The sequence below is a fragment of the Streptomyces sp. NBC_00299 genome (genome assembly GCF_036173045.1).
Classification (GTDB): Bacteria; Actinomycetota; Actinomycetes; order Streptomycetales; family Streptomycetaceae; genus Streptomyces; species Streptomyces machairae.
The window spans coordinates 5,320,823-5,339,199 of the sequence record NZ_CP108039.1; the positions used below are offsets into that span (position 1 = coordinate 5,320,823).

The 18,377-nt window shown below is 71.8% G+C and carries 14 protein-coding genes; 11 read left to right on the plus strand and 3 right to left on the minus strand.

Annotated elements, in window-relative coordinates; translation table 11 throughout:
• Positions 1–135 precede the first annotated feature (135 nt).
• From OHT51_RS23690 to OHT51_RS23725, 8 genes are all read left to right on the plus strand, one after another.
• Positions 136–930 carry a TIGR03084 family metal-binding protein gene (locus OHT51_RS23690; protein WP_328880919.1) on the plus strand — a complete coding sequence of 265 codons (795 nt, stop codon included), beginning with the start codon at positions 136–138 and terminating at the stop codon, positions 928–930.
• Positions 927–2,645 (plus strand): acyclic terpene utilization AtuA family protein, encoded by a 1,719-nt coding sequence (locus tag OHT51_RS23695; RefSeq protein WP_328880920.1) that lies wholly within the window; start codon positions 927–929, stop codon positions 2,643–2,645. The genes OHT51_RS23690 and OHT51_RS23695 overlap by 4 nt, the downstream gene beginning before the upstream one ends.
• Positions 2,642–4,240 carry an acyl-CoA carboxylase subunit beta gene (locus tag OHT51_RS23700; RefSeq protein WP_328880921.1) on the plus strand — a complete coding sequence of 533 codons (1,599 nt, stop codon included), beginning with the start codon at positions 2,642–2,644 and terminating at the stop codon, positions 4,238–4,240. Before OHT51_RS23695 ends, OHT51_RS23700 begins: the two co-directional genes overlap by 4 nt.
• 107 nt (positions 4,241–4,347) lie before the next feature.
• Positions 4,348–6,192: an acetyl/propionyl/methylcrotonyl-CoA carboxylase subunit alpha gene (locus OHT51_RS23705; protein ID WP_328880922.1), complete on the plus strand. Its 1,845-nt coding sequence runs from the start codon at positions 4,348–4,350 to the stop codon at positions 6,190–6,192.
• Between the two features lie 84 nt (positions 6,193–6,276).
• Positions 6,277–7,416 (plus strand): acyl-CoA dehydrogenase family protein, encoded by a 1,140-nt coding sequence (locus OHT51_RS23710; RefSeq protein WP_328880923.1) that lies wholly within the window; start codon positions 6,277–6,279, stop codon positions 7,414–7,416.
• A gap of 37 nt (positions 7,417–7,453) precedes the next feature.
• On the plus strand, positions 7,454–9,031 hold the full coding sequence (locus OHT51_RS23715) for a 4-coumarate--CoA ligase family protein (RefSeq protein ID WP_328880924.1): 1,578 nt from the start codon (positions 7,454–7,456) through the stop codon (positions 9,029–9,031).
• Positions 9,028–9,762 (plus strand): enoyl-CoA hydratase family protein, encoded by a 735-nt coding sequence (locus OHT51_RS23720; RefSeq protein WP_328880925.1) that lies wholly within the window; start codon positions 9,028–9,030, stop codon positions 9,760–9,762. Before OHT51_RS23715 ends, OHT51_RS23720 begins: the two co-directional genes overlap by 4 nt.
• Positions 9,750–10,373, plus strand: a complete 624-nt coding sequence (locus OHT51_RS23725) for a TetR/AcrR family transcriptional regulator (RefSeq protein ID WP_328880926.1) — start codon at positions 9,750–9,752, stop codon at positions 10,371–10,373. Before OHT51_RS23720 ends, OHT51_RS23725 begins: the two co-directional genes overlap by 13 nt.
• Before the next feature lie 61 nt (positions 10,374–10,434).
• Here OHT51_RS23725 and OHT51_RS23730 read toward each other — a convergent pair whose 3' ends face one another.
• Together OHT51_RS23730 and OHT51_RS23735 are read right to left on the minus strand one after the other, a co-directional pair.
• Positions 10,435–11,919, minus strand: a complete 1,485-nt coding sequence (locus OHT51_RS23730) for a serine/threonine-protein kinase (RefSeq protein WP_328880927.1) — start codon at positions 11,917–11,919, stop codon at positions 10,435–10,437.
• Positions 11,920–12,153: 234 nt separating this feature from the next.
• Positions 12,154–13,254 (minus strand): citrate synthase 2, encoded by a 1,101-nt coding sequence (locus tag OHT51_RS23735; protein WP_328880928.1) that lies wholly within the window; start codon positions 13,252–13,254, stop codon positions 12,154–12,156.
• A 294-nt stretch (positions 13,255–13,548) separates the two neighbouring features.
• On the opposite strand from OHT51_RS23735, the gene pdxH reads away from it, so the two are divergent.
• The gene (gene pdxH / locus OHT51_RS23740) at positions 13,549–14,217 is read left to right on the plus strand and encodes a pyridoxamine 5'-phosphate oxidase (RefSeq protein ID WP_328880929.1); all 669 of its coding nucleotides are present in this window, start codon (positions 13,549–13,551) and stop codon (positions 14,215–14,217) included.
• Positions 14,218–14,759: 542 nt separating this feature from the next.
• Positions 14,760–16,190: a PAS domain-containing protein gene (locus OHT51_RS23745; protein WP_328880930.1), complete on the plus strand. Its 1,431-nt coding sequence runs from the start codon at positions 14,760–14,762 to the stop codon at positions 16,188–16,190.
• A gap of 50 nt (positions 16,191–16,240) precedes the next feature.
• Here the strand turns inward: OHT51_RS23745 and OHT51_RS23750 are convergent, their stop codons facing one another.
• Complete coding sequence (locus OHT51_RS23750; RefSeq protein ID WP_328880931.1) at positions 16,241–16,996, minus strand: SIS domain-containing protein; 756 nt, start codon at positions 16,994–16,996, stop codon at positions 16,241–16,243.
• Positions 16,997–17,378: 382 nt separating this feature from the next.
• Here OHT51_RS23750 and OHT51_RS23755 point away from each other — a divergent pair, with 382 nt between their 5' ends.
• Positions 17,379–18,071 carry a metal-dependent transcriptional regulator gene (locus OHT51_RS23755; RefSeq protein WP_062703554.1) on the plus strand — a complete coding sequence of 231 codons (693 nt, stop codon included), beginning with the start codon at positions 17,379–17,381 and terminating at the stop codon, positions 18,069–18,071.
• Positions 18,072–18,377: the final 306 nt, after the last annotated feature.

Sequence of the window (18,377 nt, forward strand, 5' to 3'; positions counted from 1 at the left end):
TTTCACGCGCGCTGCCATGCTCCTCACCACGCCGCACCACCGAGCACCACGCCGCACCACCGAGCACCACGCCGCACCACGCCGCACCACGCCGCACCACCCACGCACACCGCCGTGCCCCGAGGGGAGCGCCCCGTGTCCGATCCGACGCCCGTGTTCGACGATCTGCGCGAGGAGAGCGAGGAACTCGACCGGCTGGTAGCCGAGTTGAGCCCCGAGCAGTGGGCACTCGCGACTCCGGCGCCCGGCTGGAGCGTCGCCCACCAGATCGCACACCTCGCCTGGACGGACCACTCGGCGCTGCTGGCGGTGACCGACGCGGAGGCGTTCCACACGCTGGTGGAGAAGGCGCTGGTGACGCCGGGGTCGTTCGTCGACGAAGGCGCGGAGGAGGGGGCCGCGCTGCCGCCCGCCGAACTGCTGGCGCGCTGGCGGGCAGGACGCACCGCCCTCGACACGGCATTGCGCGAGGCGCCGCACGGCACCAAGTTCCCCTGGTACGGCCCCCCTATGTCCGGCGCCTCCATGGCCACGGCCAGGCTCATGGAGACCTGGGCCCACGGGCTGGATGTCGCCGAAGCACTGGGTGTGGTGCGCACACCCACGGACCGGCTCAGGCATGTGGTGTGGATCGGAGTGCGAACGCGCGACTTCGCTTTCGGTGTGCACGGACTCCCGGCACCTCCCGACCCCTTCCGCGTCGAACTCGTCTCGCCCTCCGGTGAGGTGTGGGCATACGGCCCGGAAGACGCCCCGCAGCGCGTCACCGGCCCCGCCCTCGACTTCTGCCTCCTGGTCGCCCAGCGCGCCCACCGCTCCGACCTCGCCCTGCGCGCCGAAGGCCCGGACGCCGACCGCTGGTTCGACATCGCCCAGGTCTTCGCGGGCCCGCCCGGCGCGGGCCGCGCGCCCAAGGGGGCGGCCCGGTGACCTCGCCCACCCACCCGGCAGGGCCGGTGCTGCGGATCGGCAACGCCTCCGGCTTCTACGGCGACCGCTTCGACGCCATGCGCGAGATGCTCACCGGCGGCGAACTGGACGTCCTCACCGGCGACTACCTCGCCGAACTGACCATGCTGATCCTCGGCCGGGACCGGCTGAAGGACCCCGGCGCCGGATACGCCCGCACCTTCCTGCGCCAGCTGGAGGAGTGCCTGGTGCTCGCGCACGAGCGGGGCGTCAGGGTCGTCGCCAACGCCGGCGGGCTCAATCCGGCCGGACTCGCCGACGCCGTAAGGAAGTTGGCGGACCGGCTCGGCGTCCCCGTACGCGTCGCCCATGTCGAGGGAGACGACCTCAAGGACCGTTATCCGGGCAGCCTCGCCGCCCACGCCTACCTCGGCGGCTTCGGCATCGCGGCCTGTCTTCGGGAGGGCGCGGACATCGTCGTCACCGGGCGGGTAACGGACGCGGCCCTGGTCACCGGCCCCGCAGCCGCCCACTTCGGATGGGGCCCCGGGGACCACGACCGGCTCGCGGGCGCGGTGGCCGCCGGGCATGTGCTGGAGTGCGGGGCACAGGCGACCGGCGGCAACTACGCGTTCTTCGACGAGTTCCAGAAGAGGGGCGGCGACCTCCGCCGTCCCGGCTTCCCGCTCGCCGAGCTCCACGAGGACGGCACCTGCGTCATCACCAAGCACCCCGGCACCGGCGGCCTCGTCGACGTCGGCACGGTGACCGCCCAGCTGCTGTACGAGACGGGCGGCGCCCGGTACGCGGGACCGGACGTCACCACCCGGCTGGACACCGTACGGCTCACGCAGGACGGCCCCGACCGCGTCCGCGTCGACGGCGTACGGGGCGAGGCCCCGCCCCCGACTCTCAAGGTCGGCCTCAATCGCCTCGGCGGCTTCCGCAACGAGGTCGTCTTCGTGCTGACCGGACTGGACATCGAGGCGAAGGCCGCTCTGGTGCGTCGGCAGATGGACGAGGCGTTCGCCAAGTCACGTCCCGAAGAAGTCCGTTGGGACCTCGTCCGCACCGACCGGCCCGACGCCTCGACCGAGGAGACCGCGAGCGCGCTGCTCCGGCTGGTCGTCCGGGACCGGGACCAGGAGAAGGTCGGCCGGGTGCTGAGCGGAGCCGCCGTGGAGCTGGCGCTCGCCAGCTACCCCGGCTTCCATGTGCTGTCGCCACCGGGCAAGGGCACCCCGTATGGGGTCTTCGAGGATGTGTACGTCCCCCATGGTGCCGTCGACCATGTGGCCGTCCTCCACGACGGCCGCCGTATAGCTGTGCCGCCGGCCCACGACACCCTCGTACTGGAGGAAGCGCCCCAACCCCCGCTGCCCGAGCCGCCGCTCGCCGCGGAGCCGACCCGTCGTGCCCCGCTCGGCCTTGTCGCCGGCGCCCGCAGCGGTGACAAGGGCGGGAACGCCAACGTCGGTGTGTGGGCGCGGACGGACGAGGCGTGGCGCTGGCTCGCGCACGAGCTCACGGTCGAGCGGTTCCAGGAGCTGCTTCCCGAGAGCGGTCAGCTGAAGGTCACCCGGCACCCGCTCCCCGGCCTGCGCGCCCTCAACTTCGTCGTCGAGGGCATCCTCGGCGAGGGCGTCGCCGCCCAGCACCGCTTCGACCCGCAGGCCAAGGCCCTCGGCGAATGGCTGCGCTCCCGTCACCTGGACATCCCGGAGAGTCTGCTGTGACCGTCCTGCCCTCCACCCTGGACCCCAACGGCCCCGACCACCGGGCCAACCGCGAGACCATGCTTGCCAAGCTCGCCGACCTCGACACCGAGCACGCCAAGGCGCTCGCCGGCGGCGGCCCCAAGTACGTCGAACGGCATCGCAAGCGCGGCAAGCTGCTCGCCCGCGAGCGCATCGAGCTGCTCCTCGACCCGGACACGCCCTTCCTGGAGCTGTCGCCGCTGGCCGCCTGGGGCAGCGACTACGCCGTCGGCGCGTCCCTCGTCACCGGCATCGGTGTCGTCGAGGGCGTGGAGTGCCTGATCACCGCCAACGACCCGACCGTGCGCGGCGGAGCGAGCAATCCCTGGTCGCTGAAGAAGGCCCTGCGGGCGAACGACATCGCGCTCGCCAACCGGCTCCCCGTCGTCAACCTCGTCGAGTCGGGCGGCGCCGACCTGCCGTCCCAGAAGGAGATCTTCATCCCCGGAGGCGCCATCTTCCGGGACCTGACGAGGCTGTCGGCGGCCGGGATCCCCACCGTCGCGGTCGTCTTCGGCAACTCGACGGCCGGCGGCGCGTACGTCCCCGGCATGTCCGACCACGTGATCATGGTCAAGGAGCGCGCCAAGGTGTTCCTCGGCGGCCCGCCCCTGGTGAAGATGGCGACCGGCGAGGAGAGCGACGACGAGTCGCTGGGCGGCGCGGAGATGCACGCGCGCGTGTCGGGTCTCGCGGACTACTTCGCCGTGGACGAACCGGACGCGCTGCGGCAGGCGCGAAGGGTCGTCGCCCGGCTCAATCACCGCAAGGCGTACGGCGATCCGGGCCCCGCCGAACCCCCCAAGTACTCCGCCGACGAACTCCTCGGCATCGTCCCCGGCGACCTCAAGACCCCTTTCGACCCGTGCGAGGTCATCGCCCGGATCGTCGACGCCTCCGACTTCGACGAGTTCAAGCCGATGTACGGCACGAGCCTGACCACCGGGTGGGCGGCCCTGCACGGCTACCCGGTCGGCGTGCTGGCGAACGCCCAGGGGGTCCTGTTCAGCGAGGAGTCGCAGAAGGCGGCCCAGTTCATCCAACTGGCCAACCAGCGCGACATCCCTCTGCTCTTCCTGCACAACACCACCGGCTACATGGTGGGCAGCCAGTACGAGCAGGGCGGCATCATCAAGCACGGCGCGATGATGATCAACGCGGTCAGCAACAGCCGCGTGCCCCATCTCTCCGTCCTCATGGGCGCGTCCTACGGCGCCGGCCACTACGGCATGTGCGGCCGTGCCTACGACCCCCGCTTCCTCTTCGCCTGGCCCAGCGCCAAGTCGGCCGTCATGGGCCCCCAGCAGCTCGCCGGCGTGCTCTCGATCGTGGCCCGGCAGTCCGCGGCCGCCAAGGGACAGCCGTACGACGAGGAGGGGGACGCGGCGCTGCGCGCCATGGTGGAGCAGCAGATCGAGTCCGAGTCGCTGCCGATGTTCCTGTCGGGTCGGCTGTACGACGACGGCGTCATCGATCCGCGCGACACCCGCACCGTCCTCGGTATGTGCCTGTCCGCCATCCACACGGCCCCCTTCGAGGGCGCACGCGGTGGCTTCGGCGTCTTCCGGATGTGAGGCCCCCTTTTGCGGCTGAACCGCCGCCGCTCTCGCGGACCTGGTTGCTCGCCGCGGTGGTTCCTCAATTGATGGTGCGGTGATCTAGTGGAAAGAGAGCACTCCTCATGATCAGAAACCTTCTGGTCGCCAACCGGGGCGAGATCGCCTGCCGCGTCTTCCGCACCTGCCGTGAGTCGGGCATCCGGACGGTGGCCGTGTACTCGGACGCCGACGCGAACGCCCTCCACGCACGCGTGGCCGACACGGCCGTACGGCTGCCGGGAGCGGCGCCGGCCGACACGTATCTGGACGCCGGGCTGATCGTGAAGGCGGCCGTGGCGTCCGGAGCGGACGCCGTGCACCCCGGCTACGGCTTCCTCTCCGAGAACGCCGACTTCGCACGCGCCGTCCTCGACGCGGGACTCGTCTGGATCGGCCCGCCGCCGGAGGCCATCGAGGCGATGGCGTCCAAGACCCGGGCGAAGGAGCTGATGGGGCTGGCCCCTCTGGGGGAGGTCACCGAGGCCGACCTCCCCGTCCTGGTGAAGGCGGCCGCGGGCGGCGGAGGGCGCGGCATGCGGATCGTGCGCCGCCTGGAGGACCTGAGCGCCGCCCTGGAGAGCGCCCGCTCCGAGGCCGCGAGCGCCTTCGGCGACGGCGAGGTCTTCGTGGAGCCGTACGTCGAGAACGGCCGCCATGTCGAGGTCCAGATCCTCGCCGACACCCACGGCACGGTCTGGGCGCTGGGCACCCGGGACTGCTCCCTGCAGCGCCGCCACCAGAAGGTGATCGAGGAGTCCCCGGCACCCGGACTCTCCGAGCAGCTCACGCACGAGCTGCACACGCTGGCCGTACGCGCCGCCCGCGCGGTCGACTACGTCGGCGCCGGCACGGTCGAGTTCCTGGTCGCCGGAGACGAGGCCCACTTCCTGGAGATGAACACCCGCCTTCAGGTCGAACACCCCGTGACGGAGGCCGTCTTCGGCATCGACCTGGTCGCGGAGCAGATCCGCGTCGCCGAAGGCCACGCCCTCGCCGACGCCCCGCCGCGCGCGCGCGGCCACGCCGTCGAGGCCCGCCTCTACGCCGAGGACCCGGCCCGCGACTGGGCCCCGCAGACCGGCACGCTGCACCGGTTCGCCGTACCCGACGGCGTCCGGCTGGACACCGGCTTCACCGACGGCGACGACATCGGCGTCCACTACGACCCCATGCTCGCCAAGCTCGTCGCCCACGCACCCACCCGCGCGGAGGCGGTCCGCAAGCTCGCCGGCGCCCTGGAACGGGCGACGCTGCACGGCCCGGTCACCAACCGGGACCTCCTCGTACGCTCGCTGCGCCACGAGGAGTTCACGTCCGCCCGCATGGACACCGGCTTCTACGACCGCCACCTCACCGAGCTGGCCTTCTGTGGGACGGGCGACCCGTACGACCCTTTGGCAGCGGCCCTCGCCGACGCCCACGGCCGCTCCCGCTTCGGCGGCTGGCGGAACGTGCCCTCACGGCCGCAGACCAAGCGCTACGAGGCGGCCGGCGAGGAGATCGAGGTCCACTACCGCCACACCCGCGCGGGCCTTGAGGCCGACGGGGTGCGCGTCGTACACGCCGATGCCGCCCTGGTCGTACTCGAAGTGGACGGCGTACGAAGGAACTTCGAGGTGGCGAGGTACGACGACGAGATCCACGTCAACACCACCCGCCTCACCGCCCTGCCCCGCTTCCCGGACCCGACGGCCCAGCATGCGCCGGGATCCCTCCTGGCCCCCATGCCCGGGACGGTCGTCCGCGTCGCCGACGGCCTGACCGAGGGGACGGCCGTGGAGGCCGGACAGCCCCTGCTGTGGCTGGAGGCGATGAAGATGGAACACAAGATCACGGCACCGGCCACAGGAACGCTGAGCGCCTTGCACGTCGTACCCGGCCAGCAGGTAACGGTCGGCTCGTTGCTGGCAGTAGTGCAGGAGACCTAAGGGGCGCGGGGCCGTATCGATATATGCGGCTACCGCCGCGTGAGCGCGACCAGCCACAGACAACCCGCACCCGGGAGGAGTCCCATGCCCACCACTCTCGAAACCGAGGAACACAAGGCCCTACGAGCCGCCGTAGCCGCCCTCGGCAAACGCCACGGCCGCACCTACGACCGAGAAGCACTCTGGTCCGAAGCAGCCAAGCTCGGCTACCTCGGCGTCAACCTGCCGGAGGCACATGGTGGCGGAGGCGGCGGCATCGCCGAACTCTCCATCGTCCTCGAAGAACTGGGCGCCGCAGGCTGCCCCTTGCTGATGATGGTGGTGTCGCCCGCCATCTGCGGCACAGTGATCGCCCGCTTCGGCACGGAAGCCCAAAAACAGGAGTGGCTCCCCGCCCTCGCCGACGGCACCCGCACCATGGCCTTCGGCATCACAGAACCCGACGCCGGCTCCAACAGCCACCGCATCACCACCACGGCCCGCCGCGACCCGGACACCGGAGACTGGCTGCTCACCGGCCGCAAGGTCTTCATCTCCGGCGTCGACATCGCGGACGCGACCCTCATCGTCGGCCGCACCGAGGACGCCCGCACCGGCAGCCTCAAGCCCTGCCTGTTCATCGTCCCGCGCGACGCCGAAGGCTTCACGCGCCGTCAGATCGACATGGAACTGAGCGCCGCCGAGAAGCAGTTCGAGCTGACCCTCGACGACGTACGGCTCCCCGCCGACGCCCTGGTCGGCGACGAGGACGCCGGCCTGCTCCAGCTCTTCGCCGGCCTCAACCCCGAGCGCATCATGACGGCCGCCTTCGCGATCGGCATGGGCCGCTACGCTCTCGCGCGTGCCGTCGAGTACGCCCGCGAGCGCACCGTCTGGAAGGCCCCCATCGGCGCCCACCAGGCCATCGCGCACCCCCTCGCCCAGGCGCACATCGACCTCGAACTGGCCCGCCTGATGATGCAGAAGGCGGCCTACCTGTACGACGCCGGTGACGACGTGGGCGCGGGCGCGGCAGCCAACATGGCCAAGTACGCGGCCGGGGAGGCCTGCGTGAAGGCCGTCGACCAGGCCGTGCACACCCTCGGCGGAAACGGCCTCACCCGCGAATTCGGCCTCGCCTCGTTGATAACCGCAGCGCGCGTGTCTCGTATTGCTCCGGTGAGCCGGGAGATGATTCTCAACTACGTCTCCCACCAGACCCTGGGCCTGCCCAAGTCGTACTGACGGGCACCCTGTCGGCACCGTGTCGCGAGGAGGAACCGTGTTCCGCAGCGAGTACGCAGACGTTCCGGCCGTAGCAAGCCCCATCCACGATTTCGTACTGGGCCGGGCGGCCGAGTTCGGTGACGCACCCGCGCTCATCGACGGCACGGACGGCACCACCCTCACGTACGAACAGCTCGACCGCTTCCACCGGCGGGTGGCCGCCGGCCTGGCCGAGGCGGGCGTCCGCAAGGGCGACGTCCTCGCCCTGCACAGCCCCAACACGGTCGCCTTCCCGACCGCGTTCTACGCCGCCACGCGCGCGGGTGCCTCCGTCACGACCGTGCACCCGCTCGCCACGCCCGAGGAGTTCGCCAAGCAACTGAAGGACTCGGCGGCCCGCTGGATCGTCACCGTCTCACCACTGCTGGAGGCGGCACGCCGGGCCGCCGAACTCGCGGGCGGCGTGCAGGAGATCTTCGTGTGCGACAGCGCGCCCGGACACCGGTCGCTCATCGACATGCTGGCGTCCGCCGCCCCTGAACCGCAGGTCGGCGTCGACCCGGCGGCGGACGTCGCGGCCCTGCCGTACTCGTCCGGCACCACCGGCGTCCCCAAGGGCGTGATGCTCACGCACCGCCAGATCGCCACCAACCTCGCCCAGCTCGAACCCGCGATATCCGCCGGCCCCGGCGACCGCATCCTCGCCGTCCTGCCCTTCTTCCACATCTACGGCCTGACCGCCCTGATGAACGCGCCCCTGAGGCTGGGCGCGACGGTCGTCGTGCTGCCCCGCTTCGACCTGGAGACCTTCCTCGCGGCCATCCAGAACCACCGCATCACCGGCCTGTACGTGGCCCCGCCCATCGTGCTGGCCCTCGCCAAGCACCCCCTGGTCGCGCATTACGACCTGTCGTCCCTGAAGTACATCGTCAGCGCCGCCGCACCGCTGGACGCGAAGCTCGCGGCCGCCTGTTCGCAGCGCCTCGGCCTGCCGCCGGTCGGCCAGGCCTACGGCATGACGGAACTGTCCCCCGGCACCCACGTCGTCCCCCTGGCCGCCATGCACGACGCGCCCGCCGGAACCGTCGGCAAGCTCATCGCCGGCACCGAGATGCGCATCGTCTCCCTCGACGACCCCGGCAAGGACCTCGGCGCCGGAGAGTCCGGCGAGATCCTCATCCGCGGTCCCCAGGTCATGAAGGGCTACCTCGGCCGCCCCGACGCCACCGCCGCGATGATCGACACCGACGGCTGGCTGCACACCGGTGACGTGGGCCATGTGGACGAGAACGGCTGGCTGTTCGTCGTGGACCGCGTGAAGGAACTCATCAAGTACAAGGGCTTCCAGGTGGCCCCCGCCGAACTGGAGGCCCTCCTGCTCACCCACCCCGGCATCGCCGACGCGGCGGTCATCGGCGTCTACAACGACGACGGCAACGAGGTCCCGCACGCGTACGTGGTCCGCCAGCCCACCGCCACCGACCTCTCCGAAGGAGAGGTCATGATGTACGTCGCCGAACAGGTCGCCCCCTACAAGCGCGTCCGCCAGGTCACCTTCATAGACGGTGTCCCGCGGGCCGCCTCCGGCAAGATCCTGCGCCGCGAACTACGGGCACTCAAGGAGAACACGTGACGCTGATCGGCCGTACACGCGCGCGGGGCGTCGAGACCCTCACCCTCGACTCCCCGCACAACCGCAACGCGCTCTCGGCCGCCCTCGTGGGCGAGCTGACCGACGCGCTGGCGGACTGCGCCAAGGACGCCGACGTACGTGCGATCGTCCTCACCCACACCGGCAACACCTTCAGCGCGGGAGCGGACCTGCGCGACCCGCCGCCGCCGGACGCGCTGGTGGCGCTGCTGAGGCAGATCGTCGCCCTGCCCAAACCGGTCGTCGCCCGCGTCACCGGCCACGTCCGCGCGGGCGGCCTGGGCCTGCTGGCGGCCTGCGACATCTCGGCCGCCTCCCCGCAGGCCACCTTCGCCTTCACGGAGGTCCACATCGGCGTCGCCCCCGCGGTGATCTCGCTGCCCCTCCTGCCCCGCACGGACCCCCGCGCCCTGGCCCGCTACTACCTCACCGGCGAACGCTTCACCGCGCCGGAGGCGGCCCGCATCGGCCTCCTGACCACGGCGGGCGAGGACGTCGACGAGGCGCTGACCCCCATCCTGGACGGGCTGCGCCGGGCCTCCCCCCAGGCCCTGGCCGAGACGAAAGCGCTGCTCACGGCTAAGGTGCTGGAAGCCTTCGACCGGGACGCGGCGGACCTGACCGCGCTCTCGGCCCGGCTGTTCTCCTCCGCCCAGGCCCGCGAGGGGATGACGGCCTTCCTCGAAAGACGGGATCCCACATGGGTGGTGTGACCACAGTCGGCGACCGCGCGGACCGCGCCGACCGCGTTCCGAAGCAGGACCGCAGCCGTGCCACCCGGCAACGCCTCCTGGAAGCCGCCGTGGCCTGCCTCGCCGAACACGGCTGGGCGGGCTCCACGGTCTCCGTCGTCGCCGAACGCGCCGGCGTCTCCCGGGGCGCCGCCCAGCACCACTTCCCGACCCGCGAGGACCTCTTCACGGCGGCCGTCGAGTACGTCGCCGAGGAACGCTCGACGGCTCTGCGCGCCCTCTTCCCGCAGGGCGCGGCGGGCGACCGGCGTGCGGTCGTCTCCGCCCTCGTGGACCTCTACACGGGCCCCCTGTTCCGCGCGGCCCTGCATCTGTGGGTGGCCGCCTCCAACGAGGAGCAGCTAAGGCCGCGGGTCACGGAGCTGGAGGCCCGGGTCGGCCGCGAGACCCACCGGATAGCCGTGGACCTGCTGGGCGCGGACGAATCCCGCCCCGGCGTACGGGAGACGGTCCAGGGCCTCCTCGACATGGCCCGCGGCCTGGGCCTTGCCAACCTCCTCACCGACGACGCGGCCCGCCGCGACCGCGTGGTGACGCAGTGGGCGCTGCTCCTGGAGGAGACGCTGGGCTGAGGCCCCGGCCCCCCAGCCCCCCGGCCCTCGGGCCCCGGCCCCCCGGCCCCCCGGCCGCCCGTCAGTCGTCGCCGCCCCCGTCGTCGTCGCCATCGTCGTCGTCCTGCGGCACTGAGCGCTGCCGCTCCTGGTCCCGCTTCTCCTGCTCGCGCTCGGCCTGCTCCAGCCGCTCCTGCTCCTGCTCGGCCTGCTCCCGCTGCCGCTCCTCCTGCTGCGTCGCCTCGTCCGGCTCGTCCTGCTCTGCGTCAAGGGCTCCGCGCGTCTCCGCGCCTGCCGGGATCGGGGAGGCGGCAGGGGACGGGATCGAGGCCGCAGGGGACGTGGAAGCGGAGGCGGGCGGGCTCGGTGGGGCCTCGGACTTCGTGCCCTCCGTCGCGGTGTTGTCGGGAGCGAACCACAGCATGCCGAGGAGCATCGCGGCCGCGAAGAGCACTGCCGCGGCGGCCGTGGCCGCCACCCGCGGCCGGCGCACGAGGAGCGCGAGGGACCCGGGACGCGCCGGGCCCGCTGCCCGGGAGCCGGACCGGGAACGGGATTGCGAGCGGGACCCGGAGCCGGACCCGGATCTGGAACGGGATCCGGATCTTCCGCTGGGTGCCGCGCCCTGGGCGGAGGGCAGCATGTACGTGGTCGGACTGCTGGTCCCGCCCACCTGCGACGGCCCGGCCGTGGACGCCGACGCGACCGCAGGCCCCCGGGACGGCGACGTGGCCTCGGGCAGCGGCTCGGGGCGGCCCTGCCAGGCGCCGTCGGCGAACCAGTCGGCGGCCTGCTGGGCGGGGGGCCGGTGCTCGGGGTCCTTGGCGAGCAGGCCGAGGAGGTAGCTCTCGAAGGCGGGCGGCAGCCCGGGGACGCCCAGCTCGCGGGGCGGTACGGGCACGGCGTCCAGGTGCTGGTGCAGGATCGCGACAGCGGTGTCGGCGTGGAACGGCGGGCGCCCGGTGAGCAGTTGGTAGAGCACACAGCCCAGCGCGTACACGTCGGAGGCCGGGCCCGCCGGCTTCCCCAGCGCCCGCTCGGGTGCCAGGTAGAGGCTCGTGCCGACGATCTGCCCGGTGGCGGTCAGCGCGGCGCCGGGGTCGTCGAGGAAGCGGGCGATCCCGAAGTCACCGATCTTGAGGGTGCCGTCGGCGTCCAGGAGCAGGTTGCCGGGCTTGATGTCCCGGTGGACGATGCCCTGCCGGTGCGCGGCGGCCAGCCCCGCGGCGGCCTCGGCGGCGATCCGGGCGACGCGTTCGGCGGGCAGCGCGCCGAACTGGGCGGCCACGCGCGCGAGGCTGTCGCCCTGGACGAGTTCCATCACCAGGAAGAGCCGGTTCTCGTGCTCGCCGAAGTCCCGTACGCCGACCACGTTCGGGTGGGCGATCCGCGCCGCCGTCTGCGCCTCGAGACGGAACCGGGACGTGGCGGTGGGGTCGGTGTCCTGGGGCAGCAGGAGCTTGACGGCCACGGGCCGGCCGAGCGTCTCGTCGTAGGCCCGCCAGACCTCCCCCATCCCACCGCGCCCGATCGACTCGCTCAGCCGGTAACGGCCCGCTATCAGCACCTGTTCTCATCCTCATGCCGTGGGACGTCTCGATCGCCGCAGGCATGAACTCACCACGTGGGGACGGGTGATGGTGGAAGGTGCGCCGCAGCCGCCCCAGCATACTGGCGGAGTGGATCAGTCACGGTCCGTATGCCGAAGCCGGCCTCACCGGCGGCCGAGCGGTGTCACGCGGAGCTGATCGGCTCCGCGTGACACCGCTCGGGATCCGTGGATCGGCGGCTCGGTGAGGGGTCAGTGCGCGATGTCGGCGTAGCCCTCGACCGCGCGCGGGTCGCGCGGGCCCGGGCCGATGTAGCGCGCGGACGGGCGCACGAGGCGGCCGGTGCGCTTCTGCTCCAGGATGTGCGCCGACCAGCCCGCCGTACGGGCGCAGGTGAACATGGAGGTGAACATGTGCGCCGGGACCTCCGCGAAGTCCAGCATGATGGCGGCCCAGAACTCCACGTTCGTGGCCAGGACCCGGTCCGGGCGCCGATTGTGGAGCTCCTCCAGCGCCGCCTTCTCCAGCGCCTCGGCGACCTCGAAGCGGGGCGCGCCCAGGTCCCGTGCGGTGCGGCGCAGCACCCGCGCGCGGGGGTCCTCGGCGCGGTAGACGCGGTGGCCGAAGCCCATGAGGCGCTCGCCCTTGTCGAGGGTCTGCTTCACATACGCCTCGGCGTCGCCGGTGCGCTCGATCTCCTCGATCATGTGCAGGACCCGGGACGGGGCACCGCCGTGCAGTGGGCCGGACATGGCACCTACGGCACCGGAGAGCGCCGCGGCCACGTCGGCGCCGGTCGACGCGATGACCCGGGCCGTGAAGGTGGACGCGTTCATGCCGTGCTCGGCGGCGGACGTCCAGTACGCGTCGACGGCGGCCACGTGCTTGGGGTCGGGCTCGCCGCGCCAGCGGATCATGAAGCGCTCGACGACGGACTGCGCCTTGTCGATCTCGCTCTGCGGCACCATGGGCAGGCCCTGCCCGCGCGCGGACTGGGCGACGTAGGACAGGGCCATGACGGCGGCTCGGGCCAGGTCCTCCCGGGCCTGCTCCTCACCGATGTCCAGGAGGGGCTTCAGCCCCCACACCGGGGCCAGCATGGCCAGCGCGGACTGGACGTCGACGCGGATGTCGCCGGAGTGCACGGGAATCGGGAAGGGCTCGGCGGGCGGCAGACCGGGCCGGAAGGCACCGTCGACGAGCAGCCCCCAGACGTTGCCGAACGAGACATGCCCGACCAGGTCCTCGATGTCGACGCCCCGGTACCGCAGAGCGCCGCCCTCCTTATCCGGTTCGGCGATCTCCGTCTCGAACGCGACGACTCCCTCGAGTCCGGGTACGAAGTCGGACATCAGGCGGCTCCTCGTGATGTGTGCGACGGATGGGGTTGTGGGTGGAACGATCACGTGTCACTCGACAGAGGTGGGGCGCACGCCTGCTGGATCCACGGTCAGGCGCTCTGACTCGCGGTCCGGGGCGTACCCCTGTGATGCCCCGTGCGGTCGGCGGTCATCCAACCACGACGACAACAGCACGATAGTCCCTGAGTGTCATCTTCGGGAGGGCTATGCGGCACTCAGTGCCATGCAGTGCCGAAGGGCGGCACCGCGCCGTACGGCGTCCGTCACATACGGCAGGATGACCGCGTGACCGACCGAGACGCCGCCCCCCTCGACCCCGCCGCGATGCGCAAGCAGTACCGGGCCGAGGGCCTCGCCGAGAACGACCTGGCCGCCACCCCGGTGGAACAGTTCGCGCGCTGGTTCAAGCAGGCCGCGTCCGAGGCCCACCTCTTCGAGCCGAACGCGATGATCGTCTCCACCGCGGACGCCCAGGGGCGGCCCAGCTCCCGCACCGTGCTGCTGAAGCACTTCGACGAGCGGGGCTTCGTCTTCTACACGAACTACGACTCCCGCAAGGCCCGCGACCTCGCCGAGAACCCGTACCTGTCCCTGCTCTTCCCCTGGCATCCGATGGCCCGCCAGGTCATCGTCACGGGCGTGGCGCGGCGCACCGGGCGCGATGAGACGGCCGCGTACTTCCGGAGCCGCCCGCACGGCTCCCAGCTCGGGGCCTGGGCCAGCGCCCAGTCCTCCGTCATCGCCACCCGCGCCGACCTCGACGCCTCGTACGCCGAGTTGTCCGCGCGCTATCCCGAGGGCGATCAGGTGCCGGTGCCGCCGAACTGGGGCGGCTTCCGGGTGGCACCGCAGGCGGTGGAGTTCTGGCAGGGGCGGGAAAACAGGCTGCACGACCGGCTTCGGTACGTGGCGGAACAGGACGGAAGCTGGCGCATCGAGCGCCTGAGCCCGTGAGGGCGCCCCGCGTCCCCTGAAACGCAGACGACCCGCGAGCTCGGGTTCCTCCGCCGTGGCGGAGGAGCCGGCCGGACGTACCGGCGAGCTCGCGGGTCGGGTGACTGCCTGGGATTGGGCCGGCTGCACGCATCTGTCACGTGCTGGTCCGGCACCGCACTGGGTGGGGTGACGGGCCGCTAGCCCGCAGCCACCTCACGCGTCCGGTATTCATACATCTGCCGAACCACCTCCCTTCTCGTGTGCTCCACACCCTAGGAACCACGTCGGCCCCCGATCAACCTCTTTTTTTCCCTGTACCTGTTTGCGCTGGTCACCTAGCGTTCCGTGCATGACAACCGTGCGAGGAGGGGAAGCGGGGCGTAGGGGCCGAGCGTCGCGGGGGCCTTCGGATGCCTTCGGGCGCGGAGGATTTCCGCCACACAACGATTCCTTCAATCTTGTGGGAACCCGGTGTGTGCTGCGTCACGTTCCAGTTAGATGATTGCGAGTGAGCGAACCGACGCGTCGTACGTGCGGACGCAGCTTGGCAGGGGGTCCAGGTGAGTGCTTCCCGGCGTAGTGGGACCACCGACGAGCTGGGACCGGACGAACCCGAGCGGGACGGTCCGGAGGGTTCGTCGGCTGGTTCCGAGGGTTCGGCAGGCGGTTCCGATCTGCTGGCCGCGCTGCTGGACGGGATGGACGCGGCCTTGTGCGCCCTCGACGCGGACGGGGTCGTCACCCATTGGAACCGTGAGGCGGAGCGGATCCTCGGGTGGAGTGCGGCCGAGGCCGTGGGGCGGCACGGGTTCGCCGGGTGGGCGGTGCGCGAGGCCGACGCCGAGGAGGTGGAGGGGCGGCTGATGTCCGCCATGCACGCTCCGGGGCGGCAGGTGCACGAGTTCGCCTTGTTGACCAAGGACGGCGGGCGGGTCCTCGTACGGACGCAGTCGGCGGCCGTCCGCGGGCCCGACGGGAAGCCCGCCGGGGTGTACTGCGCCTTCAGCGAGGTGCACACCCAGATCGATCTGGAGCGCTCGATCGCTCTGAGTGAGGCGTTGTTCGAGGACGCGTCATGGGGCGTCGTCCTCGTCGACGCCGATCTGCGGCCCGCGGTGGTGAACGCGCACGCGGCCCGGGCCCTGGGTATCGGCCGTACGTCCGTGTTGGGGCGGCCGCTCGGGGATCTGCTCGCCCAGGGTGTGGAGGAGCTGGAGAGCGCGCTCACGCATGTGCTGGCGGAGGGCGCGCCACCCGCGCCGGCCGAGATCTGGGTGAGCGTTCGGACGCCGGAGGGCGAGCGGCGGCGGTGCTGGCGGTGCGGCTTCGTACGGCTGGCCTCCCCGCTCGCGGAGGAGCCGGTGCCGTTGGGGGTGGGCTGGCTCTTCCAGGACATGACCGAGGCCAAGCAGGCGGAGCAGGAGGCGGCACTGCTGCGGTTCCGGACCAACCAGCTGCACCGGGCCGCGCGGGCTGCCGCGGAGTGCGAGGACCCTGCGGACGCGGCGACCGTGCACCTGGACTTCGCGCTGGCCGGCTTCGCCGATCACGCGCTGATCGACCGGGTCTCGGGCGGGGCGGTGCCGGATGCGGAGGCCGCGGAGCCGGTACGACTCGTTCGGGTCGCCGTGACCCCCTCGGGGGCACCAGGACCGAGCCTGCTCGGCGGGGAGGCCGGGCTGCCGGTGCGGTACGCCGAGGGGCACCCGGCGTTGCAGTGCGTGACGCGGAACGGGTCGGTGCGGGCCGATGCGGGCCGGATGCCGGCGGAGCAGGCGCGCGAGTGGGCGGTGGGGCGGCAGTGGCCCGCGGACTCGGTGCACGCGCTGTGTGCGGTGCTGCGGAGCCGGGGGCGGACGGTGGGGGTCGTGACGTTTCTGCGGGGCGCCGGGCGTAGTGCGTTCGAGCGGAGCGATGCGGTGTACGCGGAGGACGTGGCGGTGCGGATCGCTTCCGCTCTGGACCTGGCGGGGGTCGTGGGGCGGGGTTAGGCCGTGCGGGGCCCCTGCTGCCGGTGGAAGCCGGTAGAAGATCGGGACCGCTACTGCCGGTAGAAGATCCGGTCCCCGTACTTTTCGAACACCTTGCCGTTCCAGTCGTGGCCGCCGTCGACGTTGCCCGAGCGCAGGAGCGGGGGCTCGATGCCGCGGCCTGCCAGGGAGGCGGCTGCCGTGGCCATGACGGCCTGGAGGAGGGCCGCGGTGACGACCGTGGAGGCGGGGGCGAAGGGGGCCGGGATGGTGTCGAGGGTGAGTTCCGCGTCGCCGATCGCGATCTTCGAGTCGAGGACGATGTCGCAGTGGTCCTTGAGGTAGGTGCCGGAGGTGTGGCGGGAACTCGTCTCCGACGCGTACGCCACCGAGGTCACGCCGATGACCCTGGCGCCCAGGGCGCGGGCTTTCATGGCCATCTCCACGGGCAGGGCGTTGCGGCCGGAGAGGGAGATGACGACGAGGGCGTCGCCGTCCCGCAGAGGTGAGCTGTCCAGGACCGCTCCGGCCAGGCCGTCGACGCGTTCGAGGGCTGAGCCGAGGGTGGCGGGCATGACGTCTACGCCTACTACGCCGGGGACCGCGAGCAGGTTCATCAGGGCGAGGCCGCCTGCGCGGTAGACGACGTCCTGGGCGGCGAGCGAGGAGTGACCGGCGCCGAAGGCGAAGAGACGGCCGCCGCCTGCGACGGTGTCGGCGAGCAGGGTGCCGGCTGCCTCGATGTTCTCCGCCTCCTCGTCGCGGGCCCGCTGGAGGAGGGCGATGGCGGCGTCGAAGAACTGGTCGGCCGGCTTGCTGTCGCTCATGCGGGGCCCTCCGGGGGTGGGGCGGTCGGCGGGGGTGGGGGTGTGTCGCGGATCACCGTGCGGTCTGGACCAGTGCGGTGTCAATACGGTGTGCCTCCGGCGGTGGGGCGAGGGTGCCTGCGACGGCCCGTTGCTGTTCGGCGGGCGTTCGCGCAGCGCCTGACGGGTCGCTCGAGGTCTAGGCGGTGCCGCCGTACGCGGGTGCCGCGCCGCTGAGGTGCGCCCGCGGGCAGGGTGCATACCCTCGTGTAACCCGCTGGTTTCAACGGCGCGGCACGGTTGTCAGTGGTATCCGGCAGAATTGAGGACAGGGCCAGCGCACGCGCCGTGGAGCTGTCTCGCTTCCGGCTGAGCTAATCGCAGAGCTAATCGAGGGGCACGTATGTCCGGACTGATCGACACCACGGAGATGTATCTCCGCACCATCCTCGAGCTGGAGGAGGAAGGTGTGGTCCCCATGCGCGCCCGTATCGCCGAGCGGCTGGACCAGAGTGGGCCGACCGTCAGTCAGACGGTGGCGCGGATGGAGCGTGACGGGCTGGTGTCCGTGGCGACCGACCGGCATCTGGAGCTGACGGACGAGGGGCGGCGGCTTGCCACCCGCGTCATGCGCAAGCACCGTCTCGCCGAGTGTCTGCTCGTCGACGTGATCGGGCTGGAGTGGGAGCAGGTGCACGCCGAGGCGTGTCGCTGGGAGCACGTGATGAGTGAGGCCGTGGAGCGGCGCGTGCTGGAGCTCCTGCGGCACCCGACCGAGTCGCCGTACGGCAATCCGATCCCCGGTCTGGAGGAGCTCGGTGAGAAGGACGGTGCCGATCCGTTCCTCGACGAGGGCATGGTCTCGCTGGCCGACCTCGACCCGGGCGTCGAGGGCAAGACGGTCGTCGTCCGGCGGATCGGTGAGCCGATCCAGACCGACGCGCAGCTGATGTACACGCTGCGTCGGGCCGGCGTGCAGCCCGGCTCCGTGGTGAGTGTGACCGAGTCGGCGGGTGGCGTGCTGGTCGGCAGCGGCGGCGAGGCGGCCGAGCTGGAGGCGGACGTCGCCTCCCATGTCTTCGTCGCCAAGCGCTGACGGCCGGTCGTTTTCGCTTCTCGTGTATGTAACTCCCGGTAAATAAGCGGGAGTTGTGGCGATCCTGGATCTCGCCCATTCCAAGATCCAGTAGGTCGAATCGCAGCGCTCCGGCGATTCGCGTGCGAGGCTGTCGCGTGAGGCATATGACCTGAGAGCTCTGGGCCGTGATCGACAGTGATGCGTCCGGCCGGGGAGGGGGCGCGAGGATGTGCCGTAAGTGTGGAGAGGGCCCCGGCGCCACATGGCGCCGGGGCCTGTCCTCCCCTGTGCTGACCCGGAGCCCCGAGCTCTCAGGGTCATTCC

Bases quoted from the DNA above. Each gene is read 5' to 3' on its own strand.
- OHT51_RS23725 (WP_328880926.1), top strand. From the start codon at position 9,750: ATGGGTGGTGTGACCACAGTCGGCGACCGCGCGGACCGCGCCGACCGC.
- OHT51_RS23755 (WP_062703554.1), top strand. From the start codon at position 17,379: ATGTCCGGACTGATCGACACCACGGAGATGTATCTCCGCACCATCCTC.
- OHT51_RS23705 (WP_328880922.1), top strand. From the start codon at position 4,348: ATGATCAGAAACCTTCTGGTCGCCAACCGGGGCGAGATCGCCTGCCGC.
- OHT51_RS23750 (WP_328880931.1), bottom strand. From the start codon at position 16,996: ATGAGCGACAGCAAGCCGGCCGACCAGTTCTTCGACGCCGCCATCGCC.
- OHT51_RS23710 (WP_328880923.1), top strand. From the start codon at position 6,277: ATGCCCACCACTCTCGAAACCGAGGAACACAAGGCCCTACGAGCCGCC.
- OHT51_RS23735 (WP_328880928.1), bottom strand. From the start codon at position 13,254: ATGTCCGACTTCGTACCCGGACTCGAGGGAGTCGTCGCGTTCGAGACG.